We start from the raw sequence: 14,964 nt of genomic DNA, 5'->3' as shown, positions 1-14,964 counted from the left end.
TTTCGGTGCCGCCAAGTGCTATGACCTCGAAGTCTACGCCCCGGTGGAAAAGAAGTGGCTCGAAGTCAGCTCCTGCTCTAACTTCGAAGACTACCAGGCACGCCGCGCCAACATCAAGACGAAGATTAACGGCAAGAACACCTTCGTGCACACGCTGAACGGTTCCGGCCTCGCCACCCCGCGCGTGATGGTGGGCATCTGCGACAACTACCAGCAGAAGGACGGCTCGCTGTTGATCCCTGAAGTGCTAAGGCCGTATATGAATGGGCTAGAGAAGATCGAACCTAAAAAATAATGAGACTTGGGAGGGTTTTGCCCTCCCTAAGACCCTCCCAAGCTTCGGCAAGCTTTGCTTGCCTTGCATGCAAGGTTTAAAAACCTTGCTTGTTTTTTTATAACAAAATATCGCTTTTCGGCTTGAATATCCTGAAAGATTTTGTTATCTTTTTCTTAAAAACTTAAAACACCTCTCTCGTAAGGAGAATTAAATGAACATCAAACTAGTCTCGATTGTTTCGGCGCTCGCCATTTCTGCCGCCGTCGCTCAAGATTACGACGACGAATACGAAGAAGCTCCGGCCGCAGCCGCAGAAAGCACGCAGGAAGAAGCCTCTGAACCTGAACCGGCACCTGCGCCTGCAGCTCCGGCTGTAGTTGAAGAAGAAGATGAAGCCCCGGTTGCAAAGACCGAAGAATCGGCCGCTCCTGCTGAACAGGCTAAGGGTCTCGATGTTCTTCACGGTCGTGCCTACAACACCGTCGCCAACCAGGCCGCCGCTTCTACTGTCCGCGACAACATGGCCTCGCCTTACAAGATGGCCGGCAGCAAGCTTTTCTATGTAGAACCCACCGACAAGTACGGCGTTCTCGCACTCGGTTCGGGCAGCATGACCTACTTGCTCGCCTTTGACCGTAGCGTAGGCGGTCTCAGCATGGTGACTGCAGGTATTGCCACCAAATCCTTCGGTGTAACTCTCGATTTCGCTCTCGACAAGAAGTGGGGTTCCGCTGAACGCAAGAGCGACAACAACAAGGCCGAAGGCGATATCTCCGTCACGCGCCCGAATGACTACATCGGTGCAACCTTCGCAGCTCCGCTCGGTGGCATCGACCTCACCGTCAACGCCTACTGGAACACCTACGCTCTCGAAACCGACACCGAAAGTGGCGATGTGGAACACGACGAAGATTACTGGGATCTGGGAGGCGATCTCGCTTTCTCCAACAGCCCGTCTGGTAGCACATTTGCATGGGCCGCAGGTGCATCTGTGGTTCGTCACAAGGACTTCACTAAGGATGTTGACTTCGGTGCCAACGGCGCCAAGGAAACAACCGAACGCACCGGCATCACAGCAAACACGCTCATCCAGCCGTTCTTCAACTTCGGTCTCCCGGTTCTTTCCAATGCTGAATCCCGTGTGTTCCTCGGTTTGAACACCAGACTCCCGCTCGTGTTCTTCGACGAACTCGACAACAAGGGCGCCAAGAGGAAGGATAGCTACAGCATCTTGGGTCTGTACACCAGCCCGAACATCTTTGCTGAAATGAACGTCTCCGAAAGCTGGATTATCTTCGGTGGTGCAGCATTCAACTGGGAAGTGTTCTCTTACGCAAGCGACGAGTACACAACCAACTACGACACGCCGAACGCCAAGGTGACCACAGATGTTTCCATCATAGGCATGAGAACCAACTCTACTATGGCGACAGCCGGTGCTCGTTTCCAGTACAAGAACCTTTCTGTTGAAGCATCCGTCGCCGAAGACCTGACCACTGCAGCATGGGAAGGCCTCGTCGGAAACTTCAGCGCAACCCTTTCTTTCTAACCGGAGGATAAAAGAATGAATAAGATTATCAAAATTGCTTTGATCGCAAGCGTAATCGCGCTCTTGGGTTGCTCCGCAGAAGGAAATCCAAACGGTCCCCGTATCGCCGATAAGAGTGTCAGCAACCCCGCCGGTAACGAACCCAGCAGCGGCATGGAAGAACTCCTCGACGAACTTAGCGGCGACAAGTCGAGCAGCTACGACGACGAAGACTACGAATATGACTACTAGTCGAAAGAAGTAATCAAATCGTTTGTGGAAATGGACTCCTGGAAAAATCCAGGAGCCATTTTTTATTTTACTATTTTTTTGCCATGGTATTAAACATCATTTGGCTCGTTTTCTTTTTCGGGGCGTTTGTCGCCTGCATGGTCCAGTGGCTCGTCTTTGGCGATTCTGGCATCTTCAACAAGGCTATTCTCGGGGCGTTCGACATGTCCAAGACCGCATTTGAAATTGCTATCGGTCTCACTGGCATCCTGTCGCTTTGGCTTGGCATCATGAAGATTGGCGAGAAGGCCGGCGCAGTCCAGATTCTCGCCAAAATTGTCTCGCCGTTGTTCAGCAGGCTTTTCCCTGAGATTCCGAAGAACCACCCGGTGATCGGCACCATGCTCATGAACATTAGCGCCAACATGCTCGGGCTCGACAACGCGGCCACCCCGATGGGCCTCCAGGCCATGAAGCAGCTGCAAGAAATCAACCCGAACGAAGACAAAACCGTCGCAAGCAACTCGCAAATCATGTTCCTGGTGCTGAACGCAAGCGGCCTTACGCTGATTCCAGTAAGCATCATGACCTACCGCGCGCAGATGGGGGCAGCCAACCCAAGCGACGTCTTTCTGCCGCTTTTGCTTTCTACGTTCTTCAGCACTATTGCAGGCATTGTCGCCCTGAGCTTTTTCCAGAAGGTCAAGCTCAAGGACCCGGTAACGGTCGCCTGGCTCGGCGGACTTTCGGCTTGCGTTATTTCGATTATGGTCTACTTCAGCCACCTGACGGCAGAAGCCATCGGCACCACAAGCCTCCTGATTAGCGGGATTGCTCTGTTCGGAATCATTGTCGCCTTCTTGGGCCTAGCCGTGTACAAAAAGATTCAGGCCTATGAAGCCTTCGTGGAAGGCGCCAAGGACGGTTTCCATACCGCCGTGATGATCATTCCGAACCTAGTCGCTATCCTCGTGGGTGTCGCCGTATTCCGCGCAAGCGGTGCCATGGACTTGTTGCTGAACGGCGTTTCCTGGATTCTTGGACTCTGCGGAGTGGGTAACGATATCGTTCCCGCCCTCCCCACTGCCATCATGAAACCCTTGAGCGGTAGCGGTGCCCGCGGCATGATGATCGACGCCATGAAGACTCTAGGCCCTGACAGTTTCGCAGGCCGTCTGAGCTGCATGTTTCAGGGAGCCGCCGATACGACCTTCTACATTATCGCGGTGTACTTCGGTTCCGTAGGAGTAAAGAAGACTCGCCACGCCGTTACATGCGCCTTGATTGCAGATGCCGCCGGAGTGATTGCAGCAATCGCAATCGCCTACCTGTTCTTCCCGCCTAACTAATTCGGATTTCGGAATTCGGATTTCAAAATTCGGAATTCAGATTTCAGAATTATTTCTAATAGAATCATAAGTCACCCTGAGCGAAACATCTAGTTCAGGATGACATTTTTTTTATTCACAATTATTTTGTTGCTTGCACGATAAGCAGAGCTAGGTAACCGATATAGACGGCTAAAAGAACGGCGCCGGCAATACGGTTCAAGCGGCCATCGCCTTTACGCCTAAAGCCAAGCACAATCAAGGCAACGGTCAAAGCAATCATCAAGGGCATGTCGCGATAAGTGACAGCCTTTTCAATTGCATCCATCGGCGAAACAATCGCCGCAAGGCCAACCACAGCAAGCGTATTGAACAAGTTCGAACCGATGATGTTGCCCAGAGCAATGTCGTTTTCGCCTTTACGGGCAGCGGCAATAGAGCTAGCCAATTCCGGGAGAGATGTTCCAATAGCGACAATCGTCAAGCCAATCAGAAGGTCGCTCACGCCAAGCGTACGGGCAATTTCAACAGCACCCCAGACAAGGGCTCGAGAACTCACGACAAGCAACACAAGACCAAGAACTAGCCAAAAGACAGATTTTCCGAGAGACACCTTTTTCGGTTCGGCAGAATCAGCATTCCCCGACAGGCTTTCGGATTTTTCCAACTTGGCTTTTTTCAGTTCGCGATGAATGCTGTAAGCCATTGCGGCTGCAAAAACAGCAAGCAACAGAATGCCGTTCCAACGAGCGACGCTTCCATCCCATACGAGAATAATCGAAAGAACGGATACCGCGAGCAGAATCGGCAAATCCCCGCGAAGCACGGAACGCTGCATCAAGATTGGAGAAATCAGTGCGGTCGCCCCCAAAATCAGCGCAATGTTTGCAATATTGCTTCCATAAGCGTTTCCAAGCGCAAGCTCAGGATTTCCCTGCGCCGCAGAAATCGCAGACACCGTAAGCTCCGGAGCAGAGGTTCCGAAACCAACAATAACCATACCAATAAGGAGCGTGGACATGCCGCAGAATTCAGCAACACCTACGGCACCATCCACAAATTTGTCCGCACTCCAGACGAGAACGGCCAAGCCAACAATTACAGCAACAATAGCAAGTATCATAGACTAGAACGGATAGACCGTGAGACCAACATTGAAGGACGAAGCGTCAAGTCCCATGTTCATGTACTTCATGTGACCATCATAGAGATCGGACATGCCAAGATTGGCAGCAATGTCAAGCGACACATACTGGTTAGCCATAATGGAGAAGCCAAAGGCAAAGGCCCAGTCAATAGAATTGCGGTAATCATCCATCATGTCGATACGGCTAGAATGTTTCTTGTCGTCCTTGTCCGTATAGGAGATGCGCAGCTTGTCGTACAGCGGAACAGACATTTCCACACCCAAATCGAAGAAAATTCTTGATGTGGACGCCTTGAAGGTGAACAATACCGGGATGTCGATCTTCTTTTGGGAGAACTTGAACGATGTCGGCACTCCGTTCACATAGTACGATTCACTCGCCTTTGCCTGTTCGTAAAGTACGCCAAGCTTGATTCCCATGGTATATTCGTTCAACGGGATAAGCGACATGATACCCGCCCTCCAGACCATGCCATCGTAATGGTCGCTATCCCATTCGCTGCCAGCTAGCTGGTAGGCACCGACGGAACCACGAGCACCTATTTTAAACTTCATCGGATAAAGCCCCATGAGCTTGTCCATGGTAACAGTATCCTTGGCGTCGCGCTGGGCGACATAGACTGTGCGCACAGGCACTCCATCTTCACCCGTATAGACCGTTTCGTAATAGACGGTGTTGCGAGCATCGCGGAAGCGCTGCACCGCTTCGTCAGAAGACTGCTGATCTGCACCGCGGACAGCCTTGGGAGCAACCGTTACGGCAGGCTCTTCAACAGGAGCGGAAACCGGTTCAGCGGCAGGAGCGGATGCATCAGCACCACGGACGGCGACAGGTGCATTTTCTGCGGCGGGAGCAGGTTCGGCAACAGGTGCAGTTTCAGCCGGGGCGGGAGCAGCTTCGGGAGCAGCGGCGGTTTCGGGAGCGGATGCAGCCTGTTCGGTTGCGGCAGGAGCGCTCTGTTCGGCCGGAGCTGCGACAGGGGCAGACACAGGTTCTGCGGCAGGGGCAGCAGCGGGTGCTGCGGCGGCAGGAGCCTGCGCAAAAGACATCGCCGAAAGGGCAAGAACAGTAATAAATCCAGTAAGTTTGTGATTCATAAGAACCTCCATTTTTCAACTTCATTATAGCATTTTTTTGAGTAAATTGCAAAAGGATTCCCCAAAAATGCGACGAGCTGGCAATAAATAGGTACCAAGCGCCACCTATAACCCGAAGCATAAGCCAACCAACTTCCTACCGCCTACTTCCTACTGTCTACTTCCTACTGCCTATATTTACTACATTTAAGGCATGAATCTAAATATCGTTTCTTCTGAAAATCTCAAAAATACTGACAACAAGGCTTACGCCCTCTTTTTTGTCAAGCAGTCCATCCAATTTTCCACCGTTCTCTCCCCCGAAGGCGAAGAACAGGTCGAAACCATTCTGAAGGGCATGAAGGAAGGCCCCTTCGAGGATTTGGAATATCTCGAAATCGACGGCTGCAACACCTTCTTTGTAGACGCCGCCAAGGAGCGCGGTCTTTCCGCCCTCGACCACCTGCGTATGGCCGCCTACCGCCTCGCCAAGAAGGCAATGAAGAAGCAGATTCCCTGCGTGAGCCTGTTCCTGGCCGACGCGGCTGATGAACAGTTCAAGGCCATTTTGCACGGCCTGCATTACGCTGACTACAAGTTCGACGCTTACAAGAGCAAGCAAAAGCCGAACTTCCAGGTGACCTACGAAATCGTCGCCGGCGAACACATCAAGGAATTCAAGAAGATTGCCGAAGACGTGGCCGTAGAACAGAAGGCCATTACGCTTGCCAAGAACTTGATCAACACAAGTGCATCCGACCTCTACCCCGCCGAATTCGTGGAACGCGCAAAGACCGTCGCCAAGTACACCGAAGGCTTAAGCATCAAGGTTCGTAACATGAAGCAGCTCGAAAAGGAAGGCTTCATGGGCCACGTGACCGTCGGCAAGGGCAGCTCGCACGAGCCGCACATGATTACGCTTGAATACAAGCCCAGCAAGCGCACCTCCAAGGACCACTTGGTGATTGTCGGCAAAGGTCTCACCTTCGATACCGGCGGCCTCTGCCTGAAACCGCCTAAATCCATGCCCGAAATGATTAGCGACATGAGTGGTGCCGCGACCGCGCTCGCCGCAATTCAGGCCATTGCAACACTCAAACTCCCGATTCGCGTGAGCGCCGTCTGCTGTCTCGCCGAAAATGCTATTGGCAATAAGTCCGTGCTGCCGGGCGACATCTTTACTGCCAAGAACGGCAAGACCGTCATGGTCGACAACACCGACGCCGAAGGCCGTCTGGTCTTAAGCGACGGACTTGCCGAAGCGGGCCTTATCGGGGCAACGCACATCGTGGACCTCGCTACCCTTACGGGCGCCATGGTCCGTGCCCTCGGCTATGCCGTCACGGGATTCTTCAGCAACGATGACGACCTTGGCCTCAAGGTGATCAACTGCGGCGAAGCCTGCTGCGAAAAGTTCTGGAGCATGCCTCTCGAAGAAGAATACGCCGATGCGCTCAAGGATCACTTTGCCGACCTCAAGAATACCGGCAGCGACGCAGGTGCCATTTCTGCAGCACTCTTCCTCCAGGAATTCGTGCCCGAAAACACCGCCTGGACGCACTGGGATATTGCAGGCACCGCATTCGTCGACAAGAAGTGGAAATACACCGAATACGGCGCGACTGGATTCGGCGTGCAGACACTGATTCAACTTGCCCGCGAAATGAGCGCAGCCGAGTAAATTTCTATCTTTGAGACTGTATGAAAAACGTCGATACTATTGCAGTTTTGGACTTTGGCGGGCAGTACGCCCACCTGATTGCTAACCGCGTACGCCGCCTGGGCGTGTTTACCGAAATCCACTCCCCCGCCGCTCCCATCAGCGAGCTCGAAGGCGTGAAGGGAATCATCTACAGCGGCGGCCCCAGCAGCGTGTATGCGGCCGACGCCCCGGAATACAATCCTGAAATTCTGGACCTCCCGGTGCCCAAGCTCGGCATCTGCTACGGACACCAGCTCATCGCCCAGCAGTTGGGCGGTCACGTGGAACCGGGCAAGGTGAAGGAATACGGCATCGCCGACCTTATCGTGGGCGACGAAAAGTGCCCACTTCTGAAGGGCCTCCCGAAGGCCAGCCCCATGTGGATGAGCCACGGCGACCAGGTCACGAAGCTCCCGGTCGGCTACAAGATTGTGGCCAGCACCAAGGACTGCGAAATCGCGGCCGTCGCTTTTGACAGCGACAAGCCCGAGCGCCAGATTTTCGGCATCCAGTTCCACCCCGAAGTCACCCACAGCAAGTTCGGCATGAAGTTGCTGGAAAACTTCGTGGACTTCACGGGCGCAAAGAAGACCTGGAACATGAAGAGCTACCTGCCGCTCATCACGGAACGCATCAAGGAACAGGTCAAGGACCGCAAGGTCTTCTTGCTCGTGAGTGGCGGCGTGGACTCCACCGTTGCATTCGTGCTCTTGAACCGCGTGCTGGGCCCCGAAAAAGTGTTGGGCCTGCATGTGGATAATGGCATGATGCGCCTCGGCGAATCCCAGAAGATTATGGAATTCTTGAAGGCCGAGGGAATGAACAACCTGAAGGTCCGCGACGCCAGCGAACACTTCCTCGCGAAGCTCAAGGGCGTGACTGCGCCGGAAACCAAGCGCGGCATTATCGGTAAGGAATTCTTGACGGTGAAGGACGAGGAAATGGCGAAGCTCAACCTCGATCCGAACCAGTGGATGATGGCCCAGGGCACCATCTACCCCGACACCATCGAAAGCGGTGGCACCAAGAACGCCGACAAAATCAAGACGCACCACAACCGCGTGCAGGAAGTCTTGGACCTCATGGAAAAGGGCCTCGTGCTCGAACCCCTCGCCGACCTGTACAAGGACGAAGTCCGTGCTCTCGGCGAAGAACTCGGCATTCCGCACAACCTCGTGTGGCGTCACCCGTTCCCGGGTCCGGGCCTCGGCGTTCGCCTGCTCTGCAGCGAAGGCAAGCTCACCGACGATATGGTGAAGTTTGAAGACGTGAAGGATACCGCCGGTCAGTCCCTCGCCGACTACCTGAAGGCAAACAACATCGCGGGCCGCCTGCTCCCCATCAAGAGCGTGGGCGTGCAGGGCGACGGCCGTACCTACGCGCAGCCATTCCTCATCACCACACCGGGCCTAAGCTGGAAAGATTGCGAAAAGTTCTCGACCGAACTTGCCAACCGCTTCAAGGCCATCAACCGCGTAATTTACCAGATCGGTAGCGTTGCCGATGAAGACCCGAAGCTCGTCGAACAGTTCGCCACTCGCGAAAACTTCGATACGCTCCGCAAGTTCGACAACATCTGCACTGAATTCCTGCAGGCAAACGACCTGTACGAAAAGATCTGGCAGATGCCGGTCGTACTCGTTCCGCTCCGCACGGCTAACAAGCCTTGCATCGTGATGCGCCCGGTGAACTCCACCGAGGCCATGACGGCAAACTTCGCCGAAATCGACCAGGGAATGCTGGCCGGACTCTGGCGCAAGTTCGAAGCAGAAGGTGCCGGCAGCCTGTGGTACGACGTGACCCACAAGCCGCCTGGCACTATTGAGTGGGAGTAGCGCGGAGCCGAGTGTCGCAAAAATGAGCTTGCTCATTTTTATGACCGAGGCGAACAAGCAGACGCTGAAGCCGTAGGCGTAAGCGTCAGTAAGGCGGCTTCGCCGCAGTAGGAAGTAGACAGTAGACGGTAGGCAGTAAAAAGTTGGCAGGCATTACATACGAAATAGACGACAAGAACGTTGTCGAACAGATTCGTAACGACGCGATGAACGCCGCTAAGGAACTTGTGGAAAAGGCTCGCCTCACGGCGGGCCAGATTGTAGTTATCGGTTGCAGCACGAGCTCTACGCTCGGAAACGATATCGGGAGCCATTCGGTGCCCGAAGTCGGCAAGGCCATTTTCGAAGGACTCTCCTCCGTATTCAAGCCGCTCGGCATCTACATCGCGGCGCAGTGCTGCGAGCACTTGAACCGAGCCATCATCGTCGAGCACGCGGCAGTCCCCAATGCCGAAATCGTGAACGTAGTGCCGCAGCCCAAGGCCGGAGGCTCGTTCGCCACCGCCTGTTACCAAGCGTTCGAGCATCCGGTCGCCATCGAGCATATCAAGGCAGACGCAGGCCTCGATATCGGCGGAACGCTCATCGGCATGCACCTGAAAGAAGTCGCCGTCCCTGTACACATGCAGCAGACGCATATCGGCAAGGCAATTTTGATTGCGGCACGCACACGCCCAAAATTTATCGGCGGGGAGCGCGCACACTATGACGAAAGCCTCAAGGACGGCTACCCGAAATTCTAAAAAAAAAAGAATATTCCAAATTGGAGTAAGAAAATCGTAATAAGTAGGGACTTTTTTCAAGGGAAAGTCCCTTTTTTCGTTTACTTTAGTTAAATTGGAATAAGTATCTGGAGCAATAGATTGTGTCAATAAGCAATCCGAACAAGATGCACCCCGTAGAAGCGGGGCCAAGCGCATCAATTTTCGAAAAAGAAGACCCGATTACCGGTCTCAGTTTTGTTGCATGGTTTTTTGCTCAAACCCAAAAAGATCCAAAATTTTACCCTCTTGAGAGGTCGACCATCACATTCTTTAACGTGATGAGTTTCAAGACCATTAACCAAAGATTCTCTTACCAAGGCGGAAACAAATACCTCTGCAAGTTCAGAGATGAGCTCCAAAAACTTTTTGAAGGCGAAAAAGTCTTACGTGCAGGAGCAGACCACCTAGTGGTCATCAGTCTCAATCTCTCTGTCGAAGAAATCGCCCTTAGAATCAAACTTTTGAACAAGGCCATGTCGACCTACGAAGGGGGGCTCCGCAACCAAATTAAGGCGGGCATCTATATCGCCGACGGCACCCCACAACAACCCATTGTCATGATGGACCGAGCATCCATCGCCTGTCGCGAAGTCCATGGCATCTTTAACAGGGAATACGCCGTCTTTGACGAAGAACTCCGCAAGAAACACGAACAGAAACAATATGTACTGGAACACTTTGAAGAAGCCTTCGAAAAGGGATACTTCAAGGTGTTCTACCAGCCGATTTACCGTTCACTGAACAAGAAGGTTTGCGGCTACGAGGCGCTAGCCCGATGGATCGATCCCAACCGAGGCATGATTTCACCCCTCATCTTTATCGAAGTGCTCGAAAAGGTCCACCTGATCCACAAGCTCGATGCCTACATCATCGAACAGGTCTGCAAGGACCTGCGGGACGATATCGACAGCGGGTATGCCTACCAGCCCATTTCGGTAAACCTATCCAGGCTTGACTTTGAACTGAGCGACATCAAGAAGGTCGTGGACAGCGCTGTCGCCAAATACGACGTTCCTAAGGAATACATCGTCCTTGAAGTGACCGAAAGTGCTTTTGCTTCGGACTTGAGCAACCTGGGCGAAGTCATCAGCGCCTTCAGGGCCGACGGCTACCAGGTATGGATCGACGATTTCGGTTCCGGCTACAGTTCCTTCAACAACCTGCAGACCTACGATTTCGACTTCCTGAAGATTGACATGAACTTCCTGAGGAACTTTGACAAGACCCCGAAGTCCAAGGTCATCATAGCCTCCATTGTGGACATGGCGAAAAAACTCGGCATCCATACCCTAGCCGAAGGCGTCGAGACCTTGGAACAGTACGAATACCTCAAGCAAATCGGGTGTGAACTAATCCAGGGATATTACTTCAGCAAGCCTCTGCCCGTTGAAGATTTCCACACTAAGCGAACAGATCTTTGCGGTTTCACTACAAATGAAACGCCAAAGGAAAGACTGTATTACGACGGAATCGGACGTCTCAATTTCTTGGAAAACACTCCGTTACGCGAGCGCAAACTTGAAATTGCAAGCGAAATTCCAATCGCCATTGTTGAAGGAAAAAATCGTAAATACAGGTTCATTTTCGTCAACAGCGCCTTCAAGGACATCATCAACTTGTTTGGCGCCGGCACCCCAGACGAAGTGCTTGAACAATTGTACAAGCACGGGCCTTCTGATTTGGCTTCAAAACGATACGCAGCCCTCCTCTATTCAGAGAGACACCACAAAACGATTGAATTCCATGAAAATTTCGGTAACGTAGAGCTCCTAAGCAGAGCACGATTTTTGAGCCGAATGGACAACAAAGTCGCCTACGCGTTCGTCATCAAACTTCTCTGAAGAAGGCCCTTTAAGGCAAATCCTTCATATATCGGCCTAAAAAAACGCGAAAATGACAAAAATCGTGTTTTTTTTCACTTTTTTTTAAAAAAAATTTCCTTTTTTGACAAAAAATTTATAATATAGCGATAAAGAATACGAAACGCCTTTTTAACAGGAGAAAATATGGCAGGAAAGAAGAGCAAAAACACTTTGGATGACGATCCGATCATTCCGAACGACGACCTTGAACTGGAAGAAACTTCCATCTTTGACGAAGAAGAAGACGACTCCGAAGACAAGGGTATCGACGAGATTCTCGGCGGTGCAACTCTTGGCCGTGCAGCGGGCGACCTCGACGGCTGGGGCAGTTCCGAATATGAGGACAACTAAGTACTCGTGAACCGCGAGGAACTCAAAGAAAAATATGGCAAAAAACGAGTGCCCCACGAGTGGCGGGGCACCGATTTCTTGTCTACTCTCGTAACAACCTTCTTTGGCTCGGGCATGTCGCCCAAAGCCCCTGGCACCATGGGAAGTTTGGCTGCTACTATTCTCGCCTACCCCATGGCCCTTGTTGCCGAAAACCTTCTCGGCGAAACCATATGGTTCCGCCTATTCTTTTTATTTGCAGCAATCGCCGTGTTCTTCGGGGCAATCCCCTTCGTGAACAAGGCGATGAAGGACACGGGTACCGAAGACCCCGGCTGGATCGTGATTGACGAGGTGTGCGGAATCTTCATGACGTTCGCATTCATCAATCCCGGCCTAATCAGCAGCATGGGAATTGTTTTTGCAGCGCCCCTGCTGCTTATCGGTTTTGGGCTCTTCCGCTTTTTCGACATTTTGAAGCCGCTCGGCATCCACCGCTTCGAGAAATTCCCCAGTGCATGGGGCGTCATGGCCGACGACCTTTTAGGCGGAATCTATGCGGGACTCCTGATGATTCCGATTTCGTTTGCCTATACATTCGTATGGGTATTTTTCGCCCTTGCATACGAGATTTAAACTAGAAGGTTTTGCTTTCTAGTAATTCTTGAGGCAGCGCACGGAATACATGTTGCTGCTCACGTCGAATTCCATGGAGAAATCGCCCGGAGGGGCCAAATGCCAGCCGTAAGCGTCGCCGTCCTCGCTGGTGGCGCTCCAGAAATGGGCGGACACTCCTAGTTCCACAAATTCGTCGGTTGCCTTGCCAGCAGGTACTACATCAAACCCGTAACGGTCGGAGCCGTCCCACTTGTCCCGCGACTTGAGGCTCACCCAGGCGGCCTCCTTGCCGTCACTGTCTTCGATGACCGTGCGGAAACGTTTCCATTCGTCGTTTTCTGGCAGGTGCCAGCCCGTAGGACATGCCTTCTTTGCCATCTCAAAATTATAGAGGCGGCCGTACTTTGCGCAATTCTCTGGATTGTTGTCGTAGCAGGCGCTCCCATTCACGTTAAACGCAAGGTTTTCGGCCATCCAGACGCGAGTCCCGATAACAACAGTCCTGTAGGTGTGTCCGTCGCGAGCATCGCGGAATGTTCCCGTCTGCGGCAAAGCGAAACAGGCGCAAGCGAGCGCAAGGGACAAGAAAGCAAAAAATTTCTTCAAAAAAAGCATAAGGCGAAAATAGAAAAATTGTAGGTAAAAGGAGACCCCGGACCTAGTCCGGGGTGACAATGTCGGAATGAGATGGACGGCTTCGCCGTCCGTGGCTGCATTCGGTCATATTTGCAAATTATTTTGCAAATACGACACTCATTTGGCACACTATTGCCGCGCCCCTTTACGGGGCTCGCAATGACGGTTTCAATTAAACCTTCAACTCTCCCGCATCAATGGAATCCCACGCAGGGATAGCTTCAATTGCCGGGCGAACTTCTTCGGTCACGAATTTGACAACCTGTCCCGGAGCGCGACCCACGAACTTGCGGAGGTCGAGGATTTCCTTGAGCTTTTCTTCGGTGATGCCGAGCTTCTGGAACTTTTCGTTCTTCAGCACGCGTTCGAGCAAGTCGTTGTCCTTGCCCTGTTCCTTGACGACCTTGCCCGCTTCCATGGACATCACGCGGATTTCTTCGTGGAGTTCCTGGCGGTCGCCGCCGTTCTTGACGCCTTCCATGATGATGTTTTCGGTAGCCATGAACGGGAGTTCGGCCATGATGCGCTTTTCGATAACCTTCGGATAAACCACGAGGCCGTTGGTAACGTTCTCGGCGATGATGAGCATGGCATCCATGGCGAGGAACGCTTCCGGAATGGCGAGGCGCTTGTTGGCGCTGTCATCAAGGGTGCGTTCGAACCACTGCGTCGCCTGCGTGAAAGCGGTGCTGTTCACCTGGGCCATCACGAAACGAGCGAGAGAGCAAATGCGTTCGCTGCGCATGGGGTTACGCTTGTAAGCCATGGCGCTGGAGCCGATTTGAGTCTTTTCGAAGGGTTCTTCCACTTCCTTCACCCCCTGCATGAGGCGCATGTCGGTAGCGAACTTGTGCAAACTCTGAGCGATGGAGCTGAGCACCTGGTTCACGCGGTTATCCCATTTACGAGTGTAAGTCTGACCGGTGATGGTGAGCACGCGCTTGAAGCCCGCCTTGGCGGTCACGCGGCGGTCGAGTTCCATAATCTTTTCTTCGTCGCCGTTGAACAGGTCCATGAAGCTGGCCTGCGTACCGGTCGTGCCCTTCACGCCGCGGAACGGAAGCACTTCGATGAGGAAGTTGAGTTCTTCGAGGTCGATGAGCATGTCCTGGAGCCAGAGGCAAGCGCGCTTGCCAACCGTCGTAAGCTGGGCCGCCTGGAAATGCGTGGCACCGAGCTGGGCCATGTCCTTGTATTCCATCGCAAACTTGGAAAGCTTGTCCATCACGCGGCAAAGGCGCTTGCGCACGAGAATCATCGCCTGCTGCATCTGGATAAGGTCGGTGTTGTCGCCCACAAAGGCAGACGTTGCACCGAGGTGGATGATGCCCTTCGCCTTGGGGCACTGGACACCGTAAGCGTAAACGTGGCTCATCACATCGTGACGGCGGCGCTTTTCTTCTTCTTCGGCGACTTCGAAGTTGATGTCCTTCTCGTGGGCCTTCAGTTCGTCCACCTGCTCCTGCGTAATCGGAAGGCCGAGTTCCATTTCGGATTCGGCGAGGTAAATCCAAAGCCTCCGCCAAGTCTGGAACTTGTACTGCGGGCTGAAGATGAAACTCATTTCCTTGCTAGCGTAACGCTTGATAAGCGGGCTTTCGAACTGATCGCGCATGTTTTTATCCTTGT

At 52.9% G+C, this 14,964-nt stretch carries 14 protein-coding genes; 10 read left to right on the top strand and 4 right to left on the bottom strand.

What is annotated here, in order from left to right; translation table 11 throughout:
- The 4 genes from ACKI61_RS04615 to ACKI61_RS04600 all read left to right on the top strand — a co-directional run.
- Nucleotides 1-295: aminoacyl--tRNA ligase-related protein (locus ACKI61_RS04615; protein ID WP_407456603.1), on the top strand; the 295-nt coding region annotated here is incomplete at its 5' end.
- Between the two features lie 193 nt (nt 296-488).
- The gene (locus ACKI61_RS04610) at nt 489-1,826 is read left to right on the top strand and encodes a hypothetical protein (RefSeq protein ID WP_407456602.1); all 1,338 of its coding nucleotides are present in this window, start codon (nt 489-491) and stop codon (nt 1,824-1,826) included.
- Between the two features lie 15 nt (nt 1,827-1,841).
- Nucleotides 1,842-2,057 (top strand): hypothetical protein, encoded by a 216-nt coding sequence (locus tag ACKI61_RS04605; protein WP_407456601.1) that lies wholly within the window; start codon nt 1,842-1,844, stop codon nt 2,055-2,057.
- A gap of 83 nt (nt 2,058-2,140) precedes the next feature.
- On the top strand, nt 2,141-3,385 hold the full coding sequence (locus ACKI61_RS04600; RefSeq protein WP_407456600.1) for a nucleoside recognition domain-containing protein: 1,245 nt from the start codon (nt 2,141-2,143) through the stop codon (nt 3,383-3,385).
- 121 nt (nt 3,386-3,506) lie between these two features.
- On the opposite strand, the gene ACKI61_RS04595 is transcribed toward ACKI61_RS04600, so the two are convergent.
- Both ACKI61_RS04595 and ACKI61_RS04590 read right to left on the bottom strand, forming a co-directional pair.
- Nucleotides 3,507-4,487 (bottom strand): calcium/sodium antiporter, encoded by a 981-nt coding sequence (locus ACKI61_RS04595; protein ID WP_407456599.1) that lies wholly within the window; start codon nt 4,485-4,487, stop codon nt 3,507-3,509.
- Between the two features lie 3 nt (nt 4,488-4,490).
- The gene (locus ACKI61_RS04590) at nt 4,491-5,609 is read right to left on the bottom strand and encodes an outer membrane beta-barrel protein (RefSeq protein WP_407456598.1); all 1,119 of its coding nucleotides are present in this window, start codon (nt 5,607-5,609) and stop codon (nt 4,491-4,493) included.
- Between the two features lie 193 nt (nt 5,610-5,802).
- Between ACKI61_RS04590 and ACKI61_RS04585 the strand changes: the two genes are divergently transcribed.
- From ACKI61_RS04585 to ACKI61_RS04560, 6 genes are all read left to right on the top strand, one after another.
- On the top strand, nt 5,803-7,269 hold the full coding sequence (locus tag ACKI61_RS04585; RefSeq protein ID WP_407456597.1) for a leucyl aminopeptidase family protein: 1,467 nt from the start codon (nt 5,803-5,805) through the stop codon (nt 7,267-7,269).
- A 20-nt stretch (nt 7,270-7,289) separates the two neighbouring features.
- Nucleotides 7,290-9,125, top strand: a complete 1,836-nt coding sequence (gene guaA, locus ACKI61_RS04580; protein ID WP_407456596.1) for a glutamine-hydrolyzing GMP synthase — start codon at nt 7,290-7,292, stop codon at nt 9,123-9,125.
- A gap of 206 nt (nt 9,126-9,331) precedes the next feature.
- Nucleotides 9,332-9,868 carry a TIGR01440 family protein gene (locus ACKI61_RS04575; RefSeq protein WP_407456605.1) on the top strand — a complete coding sequence of 179 codons (537 nt, stop codon included), beginning with the start codon at nt 9,332-9,334 and terminating at the stop codon, nt 9,866-9,868.
- Nucleotides 9,869-10,014: 146 nt separating this feature from the next.
- Nucleotides 10,015-11,730, top strand: a complete 1,716-nt coding sequence (locus ACKI61_RS04570) for an EAL domain-containing protein (protein ID WP_407456604.1) — start codon at nt 10,015-10,017, stop codon at nt 11,728-11,730.
- Between the two features lie 165 nt (nt 11,731-11,895).
- Nucleotides 11,896-12,102, top strand: coding sequence for a hypothetical protein (locus ACKI61_RS04565; protein ID WP_407456595.1), 207 nt, complete (start codon nt 11,896-11,898; stop codon nt 12,100-12,102).
- Between the two features lie 78 nt (nt 12,103-12,180).
- Nucleotides 12,181-12,717 (top strand): phosphatidylglycerophosphatase A, encoded by a 537-nt coding sequence (locus tag ACKI61_RS04560; RefSeq protein ID WP_407456594.1) that lies wholly within the window; start codon nt 12,181-12,183, stop codon nt 12,715-12,717.
- 18 nt (nt 12,718-12,735) lie between these two features.
- On the opposite strand, the gene ACKI61_RS04555 is transcribed toward ACKI61_RS04560, so the two are convergent.
- Both ACKI61_RS04555 and purB read right to left on the bottom strand, forming a co-directional pair.
- Entirely contained in the window at nt 12,736-13,314 is a 579-nt protein-coding gene (locus tag ACKI61_RS04555; protein ID WP_407456593.1) for a fibrobacter succinogenes major paralogous domain-containing protein, read from the bottom strand.
- 193 nt (nt 13,315-13,507) lie between these two features.
- Nucleotides 13,508-14,950, bottom strand: coding sequence for an adenylosuccinate lyase (gene purB / locus ACKI61_RS04550; protein WP_088639884.1), 1,443 nt, complete (start codon nt 14,948-14,950; stop codon nt 13,508-13,510).
- Between the last annotated feature and the right edge of the window lie 14 nt (nt 14,951-14,964).

Origin of the sequence: Fibrobacter sp. (assembly GCF_045601785.1) — a bacterium.
Lineage (GTDB): Bacteria > Fibrobacterota > Fibrobacteria > Fibrobacterales > Fibrobacteraceae > Fibrobacter.
This window is presented reverse-complemented; position numbering and strand designations above follow the sequence as displayed.